Source organism: Chitinimonas violaceus (assembly GCF_052601015.1).
In genome coordinates, this window is sequence record NZ_JBQXDJ010000009.1 from 27,412 (window position 1) to 48,241 (window position 20,830).

The window sequence follows — 20,830 nt, forward strand, 5'->3', positions numbered from 1 at the left end:
ATACGATTCACAAAGAGAAGCTGCAATGTCTAATCAGCCCACCCAATCCGATCGAACCGCATCCAGGTCCCCTACTGAATCTATCCCCATCGCAGTGATCGGCATGGCGGCAATGATGCCGCGTGCAAAAGATCTTGCTGAGTATTGGCGCAATATCCTTGATGAGACGGATTGTCTGGAACCCGTTCCCGCCAGTCGCTGGCGCACGGATGCGTACTACAACCCCGACCCCAAAGCTGCCGATTGCACTTATGCCAACAAAGGCGGGTTTGTTCCCGATCTTCAGTTCGACCCGCTGCGCTATGGCATGCCACCCAATATCCTGACTTCGACCGATGCCGCACAGCTTTATGCGATGGCAGTTGGCCGGCAAGCGTTGCTCGATGCAGGTTATGCGCCAGACCAGACAAGTACAGGCCGGCGTTTACCCATGGCGCGCACCGGTATCGTGTTGGGTGTATCGGGCAATACCATGAAGCTCACCTCCGAGATGGGCAAGCGGGCTGATATCGCCAAATGGGTTGATGTGCTGCGTCAGGCTGGGATAGATGACAGCATCGTCGGCGAAGTGGCCGATACGATGCGTCGCCATTACCCCGATTGGAGCGAAGACACCTTTCCCGGCTTCCTTGCCAATGTAGTGGCGGGCCGCATTGCCAACCGCTTTGGCCTTGGCGCAGCCAGCCACACAGTGGATGCGGCCTGTGCAAGCTCACTGGCCGCAGTCCGGCTTGCCTGTTTGGAGCTGCGTAGCGGCGCGGCTGATGTGATGTTGACCGGCGGTGTGGATACCGACAATTCCAATATCGCTTACCTGAGCTTTAGCAAAACACCTGCCCTGTCCAAATCAGGCAAGGTGCGCGCGTTCGATGCCGATGCGGATGGCACCATGATCAGCGAGGGCGTTGGCATGCTCGTGCTCAAACGGCTGGACGACGCAGTAGCAGATGGCGATCGCATCTACGGTGTAATCCGTGGTTTGGGCGCTTCGACCGACGGTGCCGGTGGCGCGATTTTCGCACCCAATCGCGCAGGACAGGAACGTGCGTTACACACTGCCTACAACGACGCCGGTATTGCTCCTGCCAGCATCGGACTGGTGGAAGCGCATGCAACCGGTACTGTCGTGGGCGATGCTGTTGAGATTGAAGCATTGGAAGCGGTACTGGGAAAAACCGAATCGCCAATCGCATTAGGCAGCGTGAAAGCACAGATCGGCCATACCAAAGCGGCTGCCGGCGCCGCAAGCTTGATCAAAACCCTGCTGGCGCTTTACCACAAGGTGATCCCACCCACACTTAATGTATCCAAACCCAACGCACGACTCAGCACCAGTGAGCGGCCGTTCTATCTGCCAAGGCACGCCAAGCCCTGGTTGGCCTCCACCGGATTACCGCGTCGGGCAGGTGTCAGCGTGTTTGGGTTTGGTGGGGCCAATGTCCACGTGGTGCTGGAGGAATACAGCAAAAACCACCCTCAGCCCAGCCACAACAGAAGCATTGTGATATTGCTCGCGGCGGAGAACCCCACTGCATTGGCGCAACGTTGCCAGAACCTGGCTGAGCAGATTGCACGTGGTGAGGCCACTGCGGTGTTGTGGCCCCCAGGACCGCTGCACCCGAACCAGCCACGTATCGGCTTGTTGGCGCGTTCTTTTGAGGATGCGCCTGCACTGCTGCGTAACGCGGCCGAGCAAATCAACCGCCGCTCAATGGAAGCCGCATGGTCACTGCCGAATGGCGTGCATTACCGCAACCGCGGTATTGAAGCGGGTGGACGTACCGTTGCTGTCTTCAGTGGCCAAGGCTCGCAAACCGTTGGTATGGGTGCCCGCTTGAGCATCGACCACCCGGACGTGCGCCACTGCTTTGAGGCATTTGATGTCGCCGGTCAAGCCCGTGGCCTTGCTCCTATTTCAAGCCTGGTATTTCCAACCGATACCTTTGATGCTGCCCGTGCCGATGCGCAACGCACAGCATTGACCCACACGCTTAACGCGCAAACTGCCATCGGTGCTTACAACATGGCGCTTTATGGGCTGATGCAGCGTGCCGGGTTTTGCCCCGATATGGCGCTGGGCCACAGCTTCGGTGAGCTGTCGGCACTGTGGGCAGCAGGTGTATTCAGTGATGACGCTTACCGAAGCGCCGTATTGGCGCGTGGTTTGGCGCTTACTCCACCGGCCGGCAGCGATGTAGGCGGGTTGATTGCCATCAGCGCGTCTGCGGAACAGCTGCAACCTTTATTGGGCCATTTGCCTGGCATCGCGCTGGCAAACCTCAACAGCCCCAAGCAAACCGTTGCAGGCGGTAGCACGCAGGCGATTGAGCACGCAATAAAAATACTGAGCCAAGTTGGCATCAACGCCGTACGTATTCCAGTGGCTGCTGCATTCCACACCAATCTGGTCAGTTATGCACAAGCACCATGGCAAACAGCTCTAACAAGTCTGCCGTTGGCAGCGCCACGTTTCCCTGTGCTTGCCAACCTCACAGCGCAAGCCTATCCGGCCGATGAGGCTGGTATTCGCCATCTGTTGGCACACCAGCCCTTCAATGCCGTGCAATTCCGGCAACAGATCGAAGCAACCTATGCTGCAGGCGGACGGGTTTTCGTCGAAATCGGCCCACGCGCCATTCTTACCCGGTTGATCGGCGACATTCTGGGCGACCGCCCCCACACTGTACTGCCTGTCTCGCAAGACCCTGCGGGTAACGACAGCCGTCAGCTCGACGAAGCGTTAGTGCGGCTGGCAGTGCTGGGTCTACCGATACAGCTACGTAACACAACAGTAATGCCGCCACCGGCGGGTCCGCTGGAAATCCGCATCAACACAGCCGTAATCCGCCCGCGTGGCGAGGGTGACTGGCCCGCGGTTCGCAATGGCGTACGTACGGGGCAAACCGCTTTGAAAGTGAATTCGCCAGCTGACGAACCCTTTGTTACAACACAGCCCATAGCCCGGATACAGGATGCCATCGTTCAAGTTGCCTCACAGCCTGCACAAGCAGCGACATTGACAGCAGATGTGCTCGCTCGTTTGATCGAAGTTGTAGCCGACAAAACCGGCTTTCCTGTGTCGCTTATCGAACCGCATATGTCTGTTGAGGGCGATCTCGGTATCGACTCGATCAAGCGGGTGGAGATTCTCTCGGTTATGCGCGATGTCTTTGGCAACCTGCCAACGAATGAGGCCATGGCCGCTACGCAGAATCTGGCAGAGCTGGCACAGTGCATCGCGCAGTTCCAACAGCCAGTGCAGCAGCAAACCGGGTTGGTTGTACCCGCCACGCCAGCCATTGCTGTAACAGTTCCAGCCGTAACTACCGCCAGCACGCAAGCCACCTTGGGCGCATTACTTTTACGCACCGTGGCCGATAAGACAGGCTACCCGGTTGAAATGCTCACACTGGAAATGCGCCTGGAAGCCGACCTTGGTGTCGATTCGATCAAGCGTGTCGAAATTCTGGCTGCTATGCGCGATGAGCTGGGGCTAGCTGAAGCTTCAGCAAGCGATTCGCTGCGCAGTGCCGGCACCTTGGCCGATATTGTGGCGTTGCTGGTTGGTTTGACTCCACTGGCAGTTACACCCGAGCCAACACCGAATACGGTGGCAGCACCCATTGCACCGGTACTCTCCGACGCAACTCAATCCGCCCCCTCTACCGATGTAGCGCAGTTGCTGCTTCGCACAGTGGCTGATAAAACCGGCTTCCCAGTCGACCTGCTAACGCTGGAAATGCGCTTAGAGGGCGACCTGGGTGTGGATTCGATCAAGCGCGTCGAAATTCTGGCTGCTGTACGTGATGCACTTGGGCTGACTGAAACCACGGCCAGCGATGCTTTGCGTAGCGCCGGTACTTTGGCCGAAATCGCCACATTGTTGAATGCCATGGGCCAGGGTGTGCAGCCAGCTGATTTTGCTATATCCGCAGCGCCGATTGTTCCTGTTACTCATATACCAGTTCCCGAACCTGTAGAGCTGCCAAACCACGCCGGCATCGATGCTGGGGCATTGCTTTTACAAACAGTGGCTGACAAGACAGGTTACCCAGTCGAAATGCTATCGCTGGAAATGCGACTGGAAGGCGATTTGGGTGTGGACTCCATCAAGCGGGTTGAAATCCTTGCCAGCATGCGCGATGCGCTCGGGTTATCCACCGCTACCGCCAGTGACGAACTGCGCAGTGCCGCTACCCTTGGTGAGATCGCAGCTTTACTGCAAGGCGGGGTGGAAGTCGCCAATATCGCTTCAGCTGTCAAGATTGAGATGGCGAATACCATTGTACCTGCACCACTGCCCCAAGCAACGCCGACCCCACCCTCCCTTCCTGTCACGCCGGTAACAAATAGCGCTATCGACACAACTGGCATGGCTCGCTTGTTATTACAGACCGTAGCCGACAAGACAGGCTACCCGGTTGAGATGTTGTCGATCGATATGCGATTGGAAGGCGACCTCGGTGTCGATTCGATCAAGCGGGTCGAAATTCTGGCTGCTGTGCGCGATACGCTGGGCGTGACAACCGACACCGGCAGTGATGACTTACGTAGTGCAGCAACACTGGCCGAATTAGCCGCAAAGTTGGCAGAAATAGCCAGTCATGCAAAACAACCCTTGCTGAATAAGCCAGTAGCAGCGCCATCCATTTCATCACGTTGGCAACCATTACCCGTTATACCGGTTGCGTTAAAAGCGCCTGCTGCGCATGAACCACTTCGTCAGCCCGGTCAGACTGCCGTGATATTCACCGATGGCACACCGCTGACAACGATGCTTTCTGTACGGATGACGCAACTCGGTTACCGCCCTGTGCTGGTCCGGCTGGAAGGCTGGGTGCCATCGAGCGCGGTAAGCGAAGGACAGGCCTGGCCACAGCGCTCTACCTCGTTGGACACACTGGGTGCATGCCTGGAAACCATTACCAGCGAGTTTGGCCGGCCCGATGTCGTGGTGATGCTGCAAACGCCCGACAATGCCCGTAACAGTCGCCAACGATTAGGTATTGCTTTGCTCGCGGTACGTACGCTGCTTCCGATGCTGGGCAATGGCGCCCGCCTGTTTGCTGCAGCGCGGTTGGATGGCCAGCTTGGATTACAAGGTGGAGGAGATGCCGTCGCCGGTGGTTTGGCGGGATTGGTGAAAACACTGCGTCACGAACTGCCGACGGTACATGCCCGCTTTGTCGACCTGGCTGCAGATCTACCACCCGAGCTTGCCGCAACATTCCTGCTCGATGAGATCGGCGATACTGCCTTGCAACCTGCGGAAACAGGCTGGCGTCAGAACAGTCGTTGTACCCTGGCCTGTGGTGAACCCCGCAACCAAGCACCCACTGCGAGTATCGCACCCATGCAAGCCGGTGAGCTGGTACTGGTCACCGGTGGTGCGCGAGGTGTAACCGCACAGTGTGTACAAGCACTGGCAACGCGGGTACCGGCTCACTTTGTGTTGATAGGCCGCACACCCTTGGCCCCGGCCGACCCTGACTGGGCTGTGGGTATCTCCGATATGGCAGCACTCAAAGCTCAGGCTTTGCAGCAATTACGTGCTGAAGGCGGCATGCCTACGCCCCGTGCGGTCGAATCCATGTGTCAAAGCGTGTTGGCTGGTCGCGAAGTGCGCCAGAACATGCAGGCTTTGGCGACAACCGGGGCCAAGGTAAGTTATCTGGCGCTCGACCTTGGCGATATCACCGCAACCCGAGCAGCCATTGCTACGCTGACTGCCCAGTATGGCCGGGTCGCCGCGCTGGTGCATGGTGCCGGGGCATTGGCGGACAGACGTATTGCCGACAAAACCGCGCAGGACATCGAGACCGTATTCCGCCCCAAGCTCGATGGCATGTTGACGCTGATAGAAGCGCTCAATGACACGCCGCCACAGCGCGTTCTGCTTTTCTCATCGACAGCCGGCTTCTCGGGCAATACCGGCCAATCCGACTACGCCATGGCAAACGAAGCACTCAGCAAACTGGCCTTCCAGCTTGCCCGGCGCTGGCACGGCGTTCGTGCTGTGGCCCTGGCCTGGGGACCATGGGAAGGCGGAATGGTGACACCTGCATTGAAAAAGCTGTTTGCGGAACGCGGTATCGGCTTGTTGCCCACGGTCGATGGCGCAGCCTTGTTTGCCGATGCGGCTATGGGGTGTGCGGCCGGTGGCTACCAGTTTGTTGTTGGCGACACGATGCCGGCAGAAGGCACCAAGCCGGTGAACACAGCCAATCAACCCGCTCCCATCCTGGCTTAGGGCCTGTTTACGATCTGTCGCGAGCAGCTGTCAGCAGGGTGCAGAACTGCACATTGGTCCTGACCACAGCTGCGCAGCAAGATCGTAGACAGACTCTTAGCCGCATAACGATCAAATTTAGGAATGAACATGTTTCCGCTTGATATCACCGGCCTTGCCTGTCTGGTTCCTGACGCCAAGGACACTGCCACCTTTTGGCAGAATCTCCTCAACGGCAAGCGTTCGATCCGTAGTGCCGATGCTGCCGACTGGGGTGTCGAACCTACCCGCTTTCTTGCCCCAGGCCGCGGTGTTGCCGACCATGTGTCGAGCCTGGAGCTCGCCAAACCGCGTGACTTTGTTTTCGACCCGAACGGCTACCATTTGCCAGCTGAATTCCTCGCGGCACAGGACCGTTGCATCCAGTGGCCCCTGCATGTGGCGCGCCAGGCATTGGTCGACGCTGACATGTGGTCCGGCCAGGATTTGAAACGGGTAGGACTGGTGCTGGGCAGCTATGCCTGGGCTGCCGGTTCAGCCAGCGATGCACTTACCCGGCCGCTCTACGACGACGCATTGGCGCAGGCTTTTGCTGAAGTCACACCAAACGACCCACTGAAGTTAACCGTTGGCCGTCCTACGCCCAGCACACATCCTGAATCGGCACGGATTTCTGGCGGCATCACCACCACACTGGCGCATGCATTGGGTTTGGGCGGACCACGCTATGCCATTGACGCAGCCTGCGCCACGTCGCTCTATGCCATACACCTTGCTGCGCTCCATCTTGCCGCGGGCGAGGCCGATGCCATGGTCGTGGTCGCCGCCAATGCTTTCGATACGCTTTACGCCACCTTTGGATTCGCTGCTACACAAGCCCTGCCAGATGGCAGCCCCAATCGGCCATTCGATGCCCGATCGGATGGTGTTGCACCGGCCGATGGCGCCGTTGCGCTGATATTACGTCGTCCGAATTCACACCGCCAGCGTGTCTACGGCGTGGTACGCGCGATCGGGCTATCCAGTGACGGCCGTGGCCAGACACTGACAGCACCCAACCCCAAAGGACAGCAACTTGCCTGTGAGCGGGCATATGCTGCATCGGGTATCGACCCCAAGAGTGTGGCCTATGTGGAATGCCATGCCACAGGTACCAAGCTCGGTGATCGGGTCGAACTGGAAACCATCGCCAAAGTGTTTGGTGAAGGGCAAGCTGTCGGCACGGTCAAATCCAATGTCGGCCATCTGCTTACCGCCGCTGGGGTTGCAGGCCTCGTCAAAACCCTGCTTGCCATGCGTGAAGGTGTCATCCCGGCCACAGTAGGTATCGAGCAATCGTTAGCAGCGGAAATCGCTGGCAAGCCAAATGTGCTGACCGAGGCCGCCCCGTGGCCCAGCCCTTATCGGCGTGCTGCGATTAATGCGTTTGGCTTTGGCGGCGTCAATGCCCATCTAATACTTGACGCTCTCGATCAAACCGCACCGGAAACCCCAGCCGCCAAACAACCGGTTGCGCCCATATTGTTGAGTGGCCTCGGCGCTGCGATTGGCGACTGCCCCGACCTGGCCAGCGTGGCGCAAGCCCTGGCCAAGGGTGAGCCACGGTTGCGCCCATTACCTGCTGAACGGCATGCCGGCCTGGATTTCAAAGCGCCTAATGGAGCCTACCTCGACCGTGTCGCAATCGATGCCCTGCGCCTACGTGTACCACCGAATGACATCGACCGCATGTATCCACAGCAGCTGTTGATGTTGGCAGTGGGTGACGCAGCGCTGCGTGACGCAGGTATTCAACCAGGCAGCCGTACCGCAGTGATTATCGCGGGTGCAATGGACCATGTCGGCCACAGGCTGATGGCACGTTGGGAGTCCGCCTGGCGCTTGGAAGACAGCCTGGACGCAGCCGGCTTTGCATTAAGCGATGAAGAACGCAGCACCCTTAGCAAACTGGTGCGCGAAGCCTTGCATAACCCAGTCGATGCAGTAGTCATGCTGAGTTATGTCGGCAGCCTGCTGGCTAGCCGCATCGCCGCCACCTGGGACCTAAACGGCCCCGCCTTTATGCTGACGGGTGACGAGACCGGTGCTGTTCGCGCTATGGACCTTGGTGCAAAGCTGCTGGCCAATGGTGAAGCAGATGCCGTATTGGTCGGTGCTGTCGACTTGGCAGGTGCGATAGAAAACATGCTGGTGCGCCAAGCGCATGGTATAGACCCTACTGAACCGGTGGGTGAAGGCGCTGTCGCCATCGTAATGGAACCAGCAGAAACACTGCGCCAACGTGGTGGAACCGCTTATGCACAATGGCGTGGCGCTGGTTTTGCCGATACGCCGGAAGCAGCTTCAACAACCGTGCTGGCCAACAGCAAAGTCGACGCGATAGCGCTGGTTGAAACCAGTGCCGGCTGGCCTGCCGAAGCCAGTCTCCATGGTCAACCAGCCTTGGGGAACGCCGGTGCAGTATTCGGGCACTGCCGCATGGTCGCCCCACTGCTGGGTACGCTACATGCAGCACTATCACTGAATGCTAGACAGTTGCCAGCCTGGGCTGGTTGGCGCGAATCAGCACATACACAGGGTCTTGCCGGTAGTGCAGCCTATGTGCCGACCGAACCGCGCCCCTGGCTGCGTCCACGCGCAGGTTACCGTATCGCCGCAGTGTTGGCGCAAGATAATGATGGCAGCGCCGCCCAGGCATTGCTGGCAGAAGCCCCGGCAGATATCGCCACAAAGCCGGTCGAACCCGCTTTACCGTTGTTGCTGCCTATTGCCGGGGAAAGCCGCAATGCCATTGTGGCGGAGCTGGCTATTCATCTGCAGAACCTGGAAGCTGGTGCGAATGCCGCCACGCTGTGTCTGGAAGCCGTTCGTGCCTACCAAGCCCAAGCGCCACTGGCGCTGGTACTGGTAGCGGAAGATACCAGTGGTCTGCGCGACGAAGTACGTGCAGCCTTGGTCCAGTTACCTAGCGTTTCTTCGGAGTGGCAATCACCGCGCGGAAGCCGTTTCACTGCACATCCACTCGGGCGTGATGGCGGCGTTGCTTTCGTCTACTCGCCGCTCAGTACCGCATTTACCGGCATCGCCTCTTCAATTGGGCAACTGGTACCCGGCAGTATCGATGCGCTGACCAACAATCATGTCGATATCGCCGCCGACACAGTACAGCTGTATCCGAAGCAGCTGATGCCGATCAGCCCCGAGCAGCGCATGGTGCTGGAAGAAAAACTGTTGGCCGACAATGATGCTTTGATCAAAGCCGGTGTGATTACCAGCTGGCAGTACACCCAGTTGCTGACTGAGCGAATTGGCTTGCAACCTGCTGCCAGATTCGGCCACAGCCTGGGCCAATTCAACATGCTGTTCGCCAGTGGCGCGTGGCAACCTGACGATACATGGACCCAACGATTAGTCACGCTAGGTGGCAGCCTCGATCGTTTGTCGGGCGATCTGCCCGCTGTTCGTGCGACCTGGGGGCTGCCAGATGAAGCATCCATAGATTGGACAAATCTGCTGGTACTTGCACCGGCCCAGCGTTTAATCGCCGCTGTGCAGCAAGAGCCACAAGCCTATGTGAGCCTGATCAATGCACCTGATGAGGTGGTGCTGGTTGGTGACCGTGCCGCGTGTACCCGAATCATCACTGCACTGGGCGCAGATGCAGTACCCGCACCGGACAGTCTGGTGATGCATTGCGCACCGGCTGCGCAGGAGGAACAGGCCATCGCAGCGCATTTCACGGTGCCATTGCTCACACAACCTGCTGGTCTGCAATTTGCCGGCGGGGCGCCACGCGATTGGACGCCTGAAGCCGTTGCCGAACGCATCGCTGCAGACGCGGTCTCCCCGCTCGACTTCCCTGCACTGGTGGAACGTGTTTACAGCCAGGGTGTGCGACTCTTTCTTGAAGTCGGGCCAGGGGCAAATTGCAGTCGTTGGATAAATAAGACCCTGCACGGTAAGCCACACGCCAGTTTTGCACTGTGCCGTCGTGACCAAAATGACGCGGTGATGTTTGGCAAACTGTTGTCCCTGCTGCTGACTCACCGGGTACCGTTTGATCTATCCGCTGCATTGCGTCTACCGCCACCTGCACCGAAGAAACCGGCATTGCTCAAAGACCTGGTATTCGGCAAGCCGTCTATACGTACCAAGCTGGTAGATGCGCTAAGGCAACACGGGCTGGACCAGGCATTGGCGCGGCCTCGCCTGCCTAAAGCGGTGAATCCAATACCCGTTCAAACACCGGCTCTTGTAAACCCATCATTGAATCTTGCCACCTCATTTCCTTCATCCACCCCGATTGGGATACCACCACGCGAGGTGCTATTCAACGAAGCCGATGTAATGGAATTTGCCGAAGGCCGTGTCGCCAATGTGCTAGGCCCAAAGTACGCACCTATCGACGCCATGCCGCGCCGTGTGCGCATTCCTGGCCCGCCCTTCATGGCGGTAAGCCGCATCACGCATCTTTCGGGTACCTACGGCAAGCTTGAAGGCAGCCGTATTCGTACCGAGTATGACATTCCCGATCCAGCCTTCAATTCAATCGATGGGCAGGCTTCGTATTTGTCGCTTGATGCTCAGGGCGTATTGTTCCTGGCCGGGTGGTTAGGCATCGACTTCGAAAACCAGGGTAATCGTGCCTATCGTTGGCTCGATGCTCAACTCACCTATCTGGGCAATATGCCGCGTGCCGGGCAGCGTGTGGAATACGATATCCACATCGTGCAATCCTTCCGCAATGGCGATGCGACCTTGTTCCGTACCGACTTCATGGCGCATGTTGATGGTCAACCCGTGTTGAAAATCGACCATTGCACAGCCGGTTTCTTCACTTACGACGAATTGGCCAAGGGTGCAGGCATCACCGACCAGCACCGTACAAAACGCCAACCCACGGCTACAGCGTTTGTCGCACCTTTGATACCACCGGCAAGATCACTGGAACAAACGGACCTACTTGCACTCGCACGTGGCGAAATCGATACCGTCATGTCTCCAGCTCACGCCAGTGGTGGACGCAACCCTTCGCTACGCCTGCCGCCGCCAGTCATTCAGTTCATAGATCGTATTGTCCGCATCGAAGCTACAGGGGGCGCATGTGGCCTGGGTTACAGCGAAGCCGAGTGGCGTATCGACCCGCAGCATTGGGCTATTCGGGCGCATTTCAAGGATGATCCGGTATTCCCCGGCCCATGCATGCTCGAAGGCGCGATGCAACTGTTACAGACACATGCGCTGGCGCTGGGTTTGCAAATCTCCATGACCGGAGCACGCTTCCAACCTATGGTCAATCGGCCGGTCCTGGTGCGTTTCCGTGCCCAGGTAACGCCGCAGAACCAAATCTTCCGTTACCGGGCTGACATCGTCGAAATCGGTCTCGGCGCCGAGCCTTACCTGATCGCCGATATCGACCTGATCGACAACGGTCGGGTAGCAGGTCGCGTCGAAGGCCTGGGTATTCGTCTTGTCGGTCAAGCTGTCGCCACTTCTCCCGTCACGTCACAACTTGCTGGAATCCTCGCATGAACCAGGCTATTTCCTTCAACCTTCCCCCGGCTGCCGAAAAACTTGGCAGTGCTGCGTTTCGCCAACGCTACAACTTACGTTTGGCTTATATGGCAGGCGCCATGGCCAATGGTATTGCTGGTGAAGCACTGGTCGAGAGCCTGACCCGGGCAGGTTGCCTGGCCAGCTTTGGTGCAGCCGGCTTATCGCTGCCACGTGTCAGTGCGGCAATCGGCCGCTTGCGCCAGTCACTACCCGGGCGGCCACTGTGCTTCAACCTTATCCACACGCCCGACGACCCAGCATTGGAACGTAATCTGGTCGAGCTGTATCTGTCCACAGGCATCGAGGTGATTGAAGCATCAGCCTTTATGGCGCTGACATCGGCGATCGTGCTCTATCGGGCACGTGGTGCACACATCGATGCTTCAGGTCGTGCAGTGGCGCAGCAACGCGTTATCGCCAAAGTATCGCGCCGTGAAGTAGCCGAGCCCTTTATGCGACCCGCGCCAGAGTCATTATTGAACGCATTGCTGGCAGAAGGCGCGCTGACTGACGCAGAAGCTGCAGCGGCAAGACTATTGCCAATGGCAGACGACATCACGGTGGAAGCGGATTCAGGTGGACATACCGACCGCCAATCCCTCGTTTGCGCATTGCCAGCGCTGATGTTGCTGCGTGCGCGTGTCGCCCATAGCTTTGCGCCAGCGGCGAATGTCGGCTTGGGCGCAGCCGGCGGTATCAGCACACCAGCGGCAATTCGCGCAGCTTTTGCGATGGGGGCGGACTATGTTGTGACGGGTTCGATCAACCAGGCTTGTATCGAATCAAACACCTCGCCTGCAATCCGGCGTTTACTGGCCGGTGCCGACCTTGCCGATGTCGCGATGGCCCCTGCGGCCGATATGTTCGAGCTGGGCGTGCAGGTTCAGGTGCTCAAACGGGGCACACTGTTTGCGAGCCGTGCCGGCGCACTGTGGATGCTTTACCGTAACTATCCAAGTCTGGAGGCACTGCCACAAACCGAGCGTGACCGGCTGGAGAAAGACTTTTTCAAACTGCCGCTGACCACCGTACAGATCCAGACCGAGGCTTTCTGGCGGGAGCGTAATCCGGCTATGGCTGCCCGCGCTCAGCAGGACCCCAAAGTGATGATGGGGCTGATATTCCGTTGGTATCTGGGTCAGTCATCGCGTTGGGCAATCGAGGGTGTGCCTGAACGCGCGATGGATTACCAAGTCTGGTGCGGTCCGGCGATGGGAGCCTTCAATGTCTGGGCGGCAGACACACCGTTTGCCCAGGTCGAGATGCGCCGTGCAGCGGATGTAGCAGAGGCATTGATGACTGCAGCAGCACAGCAAATATCCACTACTGCAGAAGGACCGACCAGCATTCCAGCGGTTGTTATTGGCCCTGTCATTACTGCCCCCACCGTCGCTGCACAGACTTCAAAAGTAACTCAACACATCCAAGTCGAGGACGCCGAATCAATTCGCGACTGGTTGATGGAGCAAGTCGCAACCCAGCTTGATGTGACTGCCGACGATATTGATCCACGCCGTACATTCGAGAGCTATGCGCTCGATTCGGCCCGTGCATTGTTGATTCTGACCCGGCTGGAAGCAAAGCTGTCGCTTAAGTTATCCCCAACCCTGATCTGGAACTACCCGACCATCGAGAAGTTGGCTGAGCGTCTGTTTCAGATGTCGCAAGTACAGGAACTAGCGTGAGGCCGACCAGGCGAAGGACGGCCCGATGAATACGACCACACTTTTAAATCGCCCGATTTCATCAACGACAACAGCTGAAAATTGGTTGATGTTTCGTAAGCCACGGCCGCATGCAAGAGTACGGCTGCTGTGCTTTCACCATGCTGGTGGGGCCGCACTGGCTTATCGCAGCTGGGTGGATCGCATGCCACCCTTCATCGACGTCTGCCCCGTGCAACTGACAGGACGTGGTAATCGGTATGGTGAAGCGCCTTTCCGGTCTGTTGATATGCTGGTCGACACGCTACTCAATGCGATTAAGCCGCTGCTCGATCTGCCGGTCGCATTATTCGGCCATAGCATGGGGGCTGCATTGGCCTTTGCTACCGCAGCCAAACTGGAGCAACAGAGTCAGCAGGTTGTACATCTGTTCGCTTCCGGCCGCCGCGCGCCGCTATCGGTCTACACCACTGCATTACATCGCCTCAGCGACCCGGCTCTGGAAGCCTATCTGCGTGATCTGGGCGGCACGCCTGACATTGTCTTCTCCGACGCCGAATTGAAAGAGACCGTATTCGAGCTGTTACGTGCAGACTTGGCGCTGAATGATGGCTACACCGCAAACGCACCGCTTTCACAGATTCCCATTACCGCATTGGGTGGGTGCGACGATCGTCACGTACCGCTGCCAGCTTTGGATGCCTGGCAGGGGCTGACTCAAGCACGGTTTACAAGGCAGCTCTTTGACGGCGCACACTTTTTTGTGCGCGACAGTGAAATTGAAGTCATTCAGCACGTGGCAACCACACTGGCTGCAACGGTGGAACACTGATGACAAATCCACCGTTATCTTTAATTGATACTGAGCTGCATCTTGTCACCGTGGTGCTGGAAAGCGGTGGAAACTACAGCACAACCCTGTCAGATGAGGAAAAACAGCGCGCAAGCCGCTTCGTCCAACGCATACATGGCGAACGCTTTACTGTGGCACATGCGGCGCTTCGGTTTGTACTGGGCTTGGCATCAAATGTCTCACCTGCCGGACTGGTATTCCGCAATGAAGCCGCCGGCAAGCCTATGTTGCCTGCCTACCCGGATATTGGTTTCAACCTCTCCCACTCGGAAGACATTGCAGTAATTGCACTGGGCCGGGGCGCCGGAGTTGGTGTCGATGTAGAACACTGCCGGCGCAAATTCGATTGGCGCGGCATCGCAGAAAGCTATTTCAGCCCGGCTGAGCGCCGCCTAATAGATTCCGCCCACGATGGTGCAGCCTGTTTCTTACAGCTCTGGACAGCAAAAGAAGCCGTACTCAAAGCAATTGGCAGTGGTCTTTCGGCATTGGAATCGGTTGAGCTGACTATCGACACGCAGGGCAAACCTCGCTTGTTATCCACAACGCACCTCGTTTGGCAGCTACACACTTTCAGCGTTGCCGGTAATCACCCAGTAGCCATTGCTCACGATGGACCACCCCGCACCATTCGCCAGTGGTGCTTGCAAAACACTGCCGACACGTTTCAATTGATCGAGGAAAAGTGATGTCCAAATTGCTTGAAGAATTCATGCTGGCCAATGCCGCCTACCCAGTGCTCTATCGCCAACTTCAAACCTTGATAGACGCGGCTGCAGCAAAACCTCGGCATACGCGTACACCCGGTGAACCGCTCAGGCTGCTGTTCGTTGGTTACGCAGGTGGCGGCAATACCGGCGCAGATATTCGTGTTGCGGAGATGATCCGCCAGGTTCGCGCTGTTCTGGGTCGCGAACAAGTCCGCATCGGCCTTGTGGTGAGTGGGGACGCACTGCCGCCCGATCTGCAGGATGATATTGAACTGGAAGTGGTGCTCGATTACTTCCCAGAATTCCTGGCGCGAACCATAGACCGGTATGACGGCGTGATCGCCTGCGATGGTTCAATGTTCAAATCCAACCTTTGCTGCATGCTCTCCGCCATGATGGGTGGCGCACTGGGAATGGCCGCGGCCGCAGGCAAGCTGGCCATTGGCTATGGTGCAGAGGCTGGCCGGATGGAGCCCGACTTGAAAGCATTTATCGCCAGCCTGGGCAAGCAGCCGCTTATTCTGTGCCGTAATGTGGAATCCCGTGCTGTGCTTGAACCCATGGGTATGCGTGTTGCCGATGGTGCAGATACAGCCTGGACTTATCAAGCCGAGCCGCTAGCTGATACCCAACAACGCCTTGCCGCATTGGGTGTGGATAAGCATCCAATTCTGGTTGTATGTCCCATGAACCCATTCTGGTGGCCGGTGCGTCCCGACTTGGCGAAAGCAATGGAGATGCAGCAGACCGGTGCCCACCAGGAACTACATTTCGGCAGCATTCTCTTTCATCCAGACGATGCATCCATCCAGCAGCGTTATCACCATTATCTCGATGGCTTGGCCAGTGCTGCCAATACATGGCAAAAAGCGAATAACGGCAGTGTTGTCGTCATTGGCATGGATAAAGTAGACAGAACAGCTTGCAATGATTTGGCGAAACGCCTGGTTCTGCCAGCGTCTATCGTCGTCAGTGGTGATGTACCACCCACAGCTATCGTAGGTTTGCTACGCAGCGCCGATTTGATGATCAGCTCACGTTTTCACGCCATAGTGGCCAGTATGGAAGCGGGTGTGCCTGCAATTGGCGTCAGCATGGACGAACGGATCGCAAATCTCCTGGGGCACGACAATGCAGGTCATTGCCTATTGAAGGTCGATGCACCTGATCTTGCTGTTCAGCTGGTTGAAGCGCTGAGATTCGTCGAAACGGAGCGCAAAACAATCTCACAGCAAACACAAGCCAAGGTTGCCAGAAACCTGCTTGCCATGGCGGAAATGGGCAAGCGCTTTGCTGATGAAGTACGGCAATTTCACCCGGATATGCCCCTTCCCGTAGCCCATAGCGAATGGGATCGATATTTGCCTCCCTTAAGCATCAGACAGGCGGAACTCATCACACGTTACGGCTGACAGGCTCTAGCCCGACATTGTCTGCATAGTCACCGGGTATTCAACTGCTCGGTGCGATGTGTTGTGGGCGGATTCTCTGTAGCCATTTGAAACCACTGCGCTCCATGCTGTACAGGAAACAGGAGACATGCGAAGGATTACATCGGATGCAGCCAACCATACAACGGCTATTTACCCATTTAGCCATTGCCACCCTGACCGTTGCTTGCGCGCACAAGAACCCCAATGAGCGCGTAACAGGCAATGGCGGTAATCGCCTTCTAAGGGTCAGTTCCCATCAGGTAACGGTCGATCTAACCCAGGAAGAACGCCAAGCCCTCGCCAAGGTACAAGATCGCCATATCATATCGGCCAGCGAGCTTGATGTGGTCAATGCAAGCGTGGTAGCGCTAAGCAAGATGGGCTTTGCTCCGGTCAAAGCGGACACGGATCTTCAGCAAATCGAGGGGGAACGCAACAAGGTGGTGAGCATACGTTGGCGTATGGCTATCCGTGCCATGTTGAAAGCCAAAGGCATCCCACTAAAAGGCAAACCCGACCACGAAAGTATCCGGGCATTTGTTTCTATCCGGCCAGGCAAACCAGCCGATGTGCCTCTCGTGCGTGCACGTTTCGATATAACAGTATGGGATACCAATGGCGATTCCCGCACCACAACCATACATGATGGCGCCATCTACACCTGTTTCTTCTCACAACTGAACTACGCACTATTTGGCGAAACCCACAGTAATTCAACCCAGTCCACATGCGATTTCCCAAGCAACGAGTCTATTTCTTAACTCATTGAAATAAATAAATATTTATTGCTTAACCAAGAACTACGTAAGCGGAAAATCAGTACTACACAGCCTGATGTATAGATTCATTAACAGTGTGGACAACTAGGGTTCCAAACCAGAGGAAAAAAAGCGGTCACAAACTATGCACAGGCCCTGTTTCGTACTATCCACAAGGCTGAATTTTCACAACTTGTTGTTCCAATTTAGGAATTTCAGTTATCCACAGCATTGTGTAGCCCTTATTTATCTACTACCAAACATTACTTATTAAATTCACTGATATAAATTTCCCTCCAATCACTGTTCATCACACATCACTAAACGGCTTCGCACCAAAATCGCTACTTCTCTCTACAAACACAGAACTACCCATTTAACGCGTTGTAGAAACAGCTGCTCAACCCTAAAGAAAACGACAAATCAGCTATGGAAGTACCTATCTCATCAACAAATTAATTGCCATTGAGCAGAACAACACCATGCTCAGAAACAAGTACATGGATAATGCAGCCCCTTACAAAGCATAAAATCGCGATTTTTCATCCTTTTAGAACCTGTTTACGACCTGCCACGCACAATGCTCAGCAGAGTGAAGCACAACACAGAAGTCAGATTCGAGTAGCACATGAAGTTCTGACTGCTGCTGTGCAGTAAGACCATGAACAGGTTCAGACAAAGCAATACTTGAACGAAAACCTATGACCAACAGCAGCACCGCGACCGTAGAAAACCAAACTGAAGCCGCTTTGCTGACCAGCTATCTGGAAGCCCATAACGCGACCCTGGTCACAACTGATGGCAGTTATGCAGTGTCAGTGCATGGTGAGATTCTCGTTGGCAAACGTGTTGTGCCTTACCACCTCGTGCCAGACGAAGGTTTTCTTGGGAAAACGAGCAAATGGCGCAAATTGGATATCGGTGAGCGTTTCGCCTTACTACAAGAACGTTGGAACGAAGCAGCTAAATCCAAACTGGAAACACAACTGCAAAAGTGCGCTGAAGTTGTTGTCACTACCGCGCATGAATTCGAACTGGATCCGAGCAGCGCATTACATGCATTGGTTGCCAAATACGAACTTGCACGCTTTCGTTGCACCTTGGCGATTGATCGAATCAACGCAGCGAAAGGCAATCGTGCTGAAACACAAAGAGCAGAAAAAACGCGTAGTGCAGTAAATCTCTCGCTTTACCCAGAATCATTCACTGTCGCCCAAGGTATGAAGCGGCATTTCATCGCTGTGTTAGGACCAACCAATTCAGGTAAAACCCATGCGGCAATGGAACATTTGGCACGTGCAAAATCAGGTGCTTATCTCGCACCATTACGATTACTTGCCTTGGAAAACTACACTCGACTGCAGAATGCTGGTGTAGCAGTCAGCTTGATAACCGGTGAACAACGCAAATTGCACCCAGAAGCTACGCATGTAGCCAGTACTGTGGAAATGCTTAATCCAAACCGGGTAATTGACGTTGCAGTAATCGACGAAATTCAATTACTGGATGATCCAGACCGTGGTGCAGCTTGGACCGCAGCGGTATGCGGTGTACCAGCCAACACTGTGTATTTATTGGGTGCATTGGAAGCAAAAGAAGCGATCGAATCACTAGTAAAACGTGTTGGCGGGACTTTGGAAACTCGCGAATTACAGCGAAAGTCCCCATTGGAAATGGATAAGCAGCCACTTGGCTCGTTGAAAAACCTGAAGCCTGGCGATGTACTGATCGCTTTTTCACGTAGGGAAGTATTGAACTGGCGCGATCAAGTCATCGCAGCAGGTTTTAGCGTTTCTGCAATTTACGGCAGTCTCTCGCCAGAAGTCCGCCAAGCTCAAGCCGAGCGGTTTATCAATGGCGAAACTCAAATTGTTGTAGGCACTGACGCAATAGGCATGGGATTGAATACCCCTGCTCGTCGAGTGATCTTCACAACTTCAAACAAGTGGGATGGTTACACCGAAGGCATGATCGCTGCACCACTGGCCAAACAGATTGCAGGCCGTGCTGGGCGTTTTGGTGAACACGCAGCAGGTTATGTCGCAGGTTTGGACAGTTACACCCATAAAACCATTGCTGCATTGCTAAGGCAAAAACCAGAACCTTTGCCAGATAGCGGGTTCTTTGTTGCGCCAAATCTGGATTACCTGCAACAAATCGCTAAAGCCACCGGTGAAAACCGTCTACATGCGCTATTGGAGCTGTTTGCAAAGCACATCAACGTGCACGACGAATTCTTTCTGCCGTCGAATTTGTCCGATCAAATGGAAAAAGCACGGTGGCTTGATTCATTGCCATTAACGTTGGCAGACCGCTTTACGTTAAGCCTGTGCCCAATTTCCACCAAAATTCCGTTGTTGGAACAAGCGTTACAAGATTGGGCGAAATGTAGGGCTCATAAGCGGGCAGCCAATGTATTGCAGCTTGATGGCTATGCTGGCCGTAATGAGCTGCAATTTTACGAAGACAGTTGTAAACGCTATGCGGCTTATGCCTGGTTGGCTTATCGCATGCCGGATACTTTCCCCGATGGCGATATGGCACAAATGATGATGCAATCGACCTCAGACAAAATCGACAAACTGTTGCAAGTGCAAAACACCCGTCAACGGCAAAGCAAGCATGCAAAGCAAGTTCGACGCAAAGGCAGCAAATTTAGCCGTCGAAGTTAGCATCGGTTTAGTAAGCTGATTCAATCGGAATTTGTTTGCAATTGCGTAGCAACACTGTGAGTAGATTCCAAATCTTTCCTTTTTACCCAGCCAGGCCTGCATGAAGACGCCAAAAAGACTAGAACCGCTGATAGAAGATGGCTTAGTAGACGAAGTACTGCGTCAGCTAATGAGCGGCAAAGAGGCCAAGGTGTATGTCGTGCGTTGTGGCGATGAAATACGCTGCGCCAAGGTATACAAGGAAGCAAATCAACGAAGCTTTAAGCAAGCGTCAGCCTATACGGAAGGTCGTCGGGTCAAAAACAGTCGCCAGGCACGAGCCATTGCCAAAGGCAGCAAATATGGTCGGGAAGTACAGGAAGAAGCATGGCAAACAGCAGAGGTGGATGCGCTGTATCGGTTAGCACATGCCGGTGTACGTGTACCCGAGCCATATATCTGCTTTGAAGGCGTACTGCTGATGGAGCTGGTAACGGACGCGAGTGGCGACGTTGCTCCCCGTTTGAACGATGTTGAAATGAGCGAAGCCCTGGCGCTCGATTACCACCAGCAGCTGTTACAGCAAGTTGTGCTGATGCTATGCGCAGGTGTTGTTCATGGTGATTTGTCTGAGTACAACATCCTGGTTGATGCTGATGGGCCGGTGATTATCGATTTGCCACAAGCAGTGGATGCTGCCGGGAATAACAGCGCCGGCAAAATGTTGCAACGGGATGTGGATAACTTACGCATTTACTTCAGCCAATTTGCGCCTTCGCTGGCTAAAAGCGAGTACGGAAAAGAAATCTGGGGTTTGTATCAGGCTGGCGTTTTAACCCCGGAAGTGGTCCTGACGGGTCGAGTGAAACGAGACAACCGGCCGGTTGATGTCCGTGCAGTGCTGAACGAGGTGGAAACCGTGCGTAAAGAAGAAGAAGAGCGCCGTCGCTACCAAGCAGAGTCGAGAGACGTGTAA

Annotated in this window: 9 protein-coding genes; all 9 read left to right on the plus strand. The window is 55.7% G+C overall.

What is annotated here, in order from left to right; all coding sequences use genetic code 11:
* Window positions 1–25: 25 nt before the first annotated feature.
* On the plus strand, window positions 26–6,250 hold the full coding sequence (locus ACUHMQ_RS04895; RefSeq protein ID WP_445294327.1) for an SDR family NAD(P)-dependent oxidoreductase: 6,225 nt from the start codon (window positions 26–28) through the stop codon (window positions 6,248–6,250).
* A 129-nt stretch (window positions 6,251–6,379) separates the two neighbouring features.
* Window positions 6,380–11,761, plus strand: a complete 5,382-nt coding sequence (locus ACUHMQ_RS04900; protein WP_445294328.1) for a beta-ketoacyl synthase N-terminal-like domain-containing protein — start codon at window positions 6,380–6,382, stop codon at window positions 11,759–11,761.
* Window positions 11,758–13,470: a PfaD family polyunsaturated fatty acid/polyketide biosynthesis protein gene (locus ACUHMQ_RS04905; protein WP_445294329.1), complete on the plus strand. Its 1,713-nt coding sequence runs from the start codon at window positions 11,758–11,760 to the stop codon at window positions 13,468–13,470. Before ACUHMQ_RS04900 ends, ACUHMQ_RS04905 begins: the two co-directional genes overlap by 4 nt.
* Before the next feature lie 88 nt (window positions 13,471–13,558).
* Entirely contained in the window at window positions 13,559–14,281 is a 723-nt protein-coding gene (locus ACUHMQ_RS04910) for a thioesterase II family protein (protein ID WP_445294330.1), read from the plus strand.
* Entirely contained in the window at window positions 14,281–14,991 is a 711-nt protein-coding gene (locus ACUHMQ_RS04915) for a 4'-phosphopantetheinyl transferase family protein (protein WP_445294331.1), read from the plus strand. The genes ACUHMQ_RS04910 and ACUHMQ_RS04915 overlap by 1 nt, the downstream gene beginning before the upstream one ends.
* The gene (locus tag ACUHMQ_RS04920; protein WP_445294332.1) at window positions 14,991–16,424 is read left to right on the plus strand and encodes a polysaccharide pyruvyl transferase family protein; all 1,434 of its coding nucleotides are present in this window, start codon (window positions 14,991–14,993) and stop codon (window positions 16,422–16,424) included. The genes ACUHMQ_RS04915 and ACUHMQ_RS04920 overlap by 1 nt, the downstream gene beginning before the upstream one ends.
* Window positions 16,425–16,570: 146 nt before the next feature.
* Window positions 16,571–17,206, plus strand: coding sequence for a hypothetical protein (locus tag ACUHMQ_RS04925; RefSeq protein WP_445294333.1), 636 nt, complete (start codon window positions 16,571–16,573; stop codon window positions 17,204–17,206).
* A 698-nt stretch (window positions 17,207–17,904) separates the two neighbouring features.
* Window positions 17,905–19,875 carry a helicase-related protein gene (locus ACUHMQ_RS04930; RefSeq protein WP_445294334.1) on the plus strand — a complete coding sequence of 657 codons (1,971 nt, stop codon included), beginning with the start codon at window positions 17,905–17,907 and terminating at the stop codon, window positions 19,873–19,875.
* Window positions 19,876–19,975: 100 nt separating this feature from the next.
* Complete coding sequence (locus tag ACUHMQ_RS04935; protein WP_445294335.1) at window positions 19,976–20,830, plus strand: PA4780 family RIO1-like protein kinase; 855 nt, start codon at window positions 19,976–19,978, stop codon at window positions 20,828–20,830.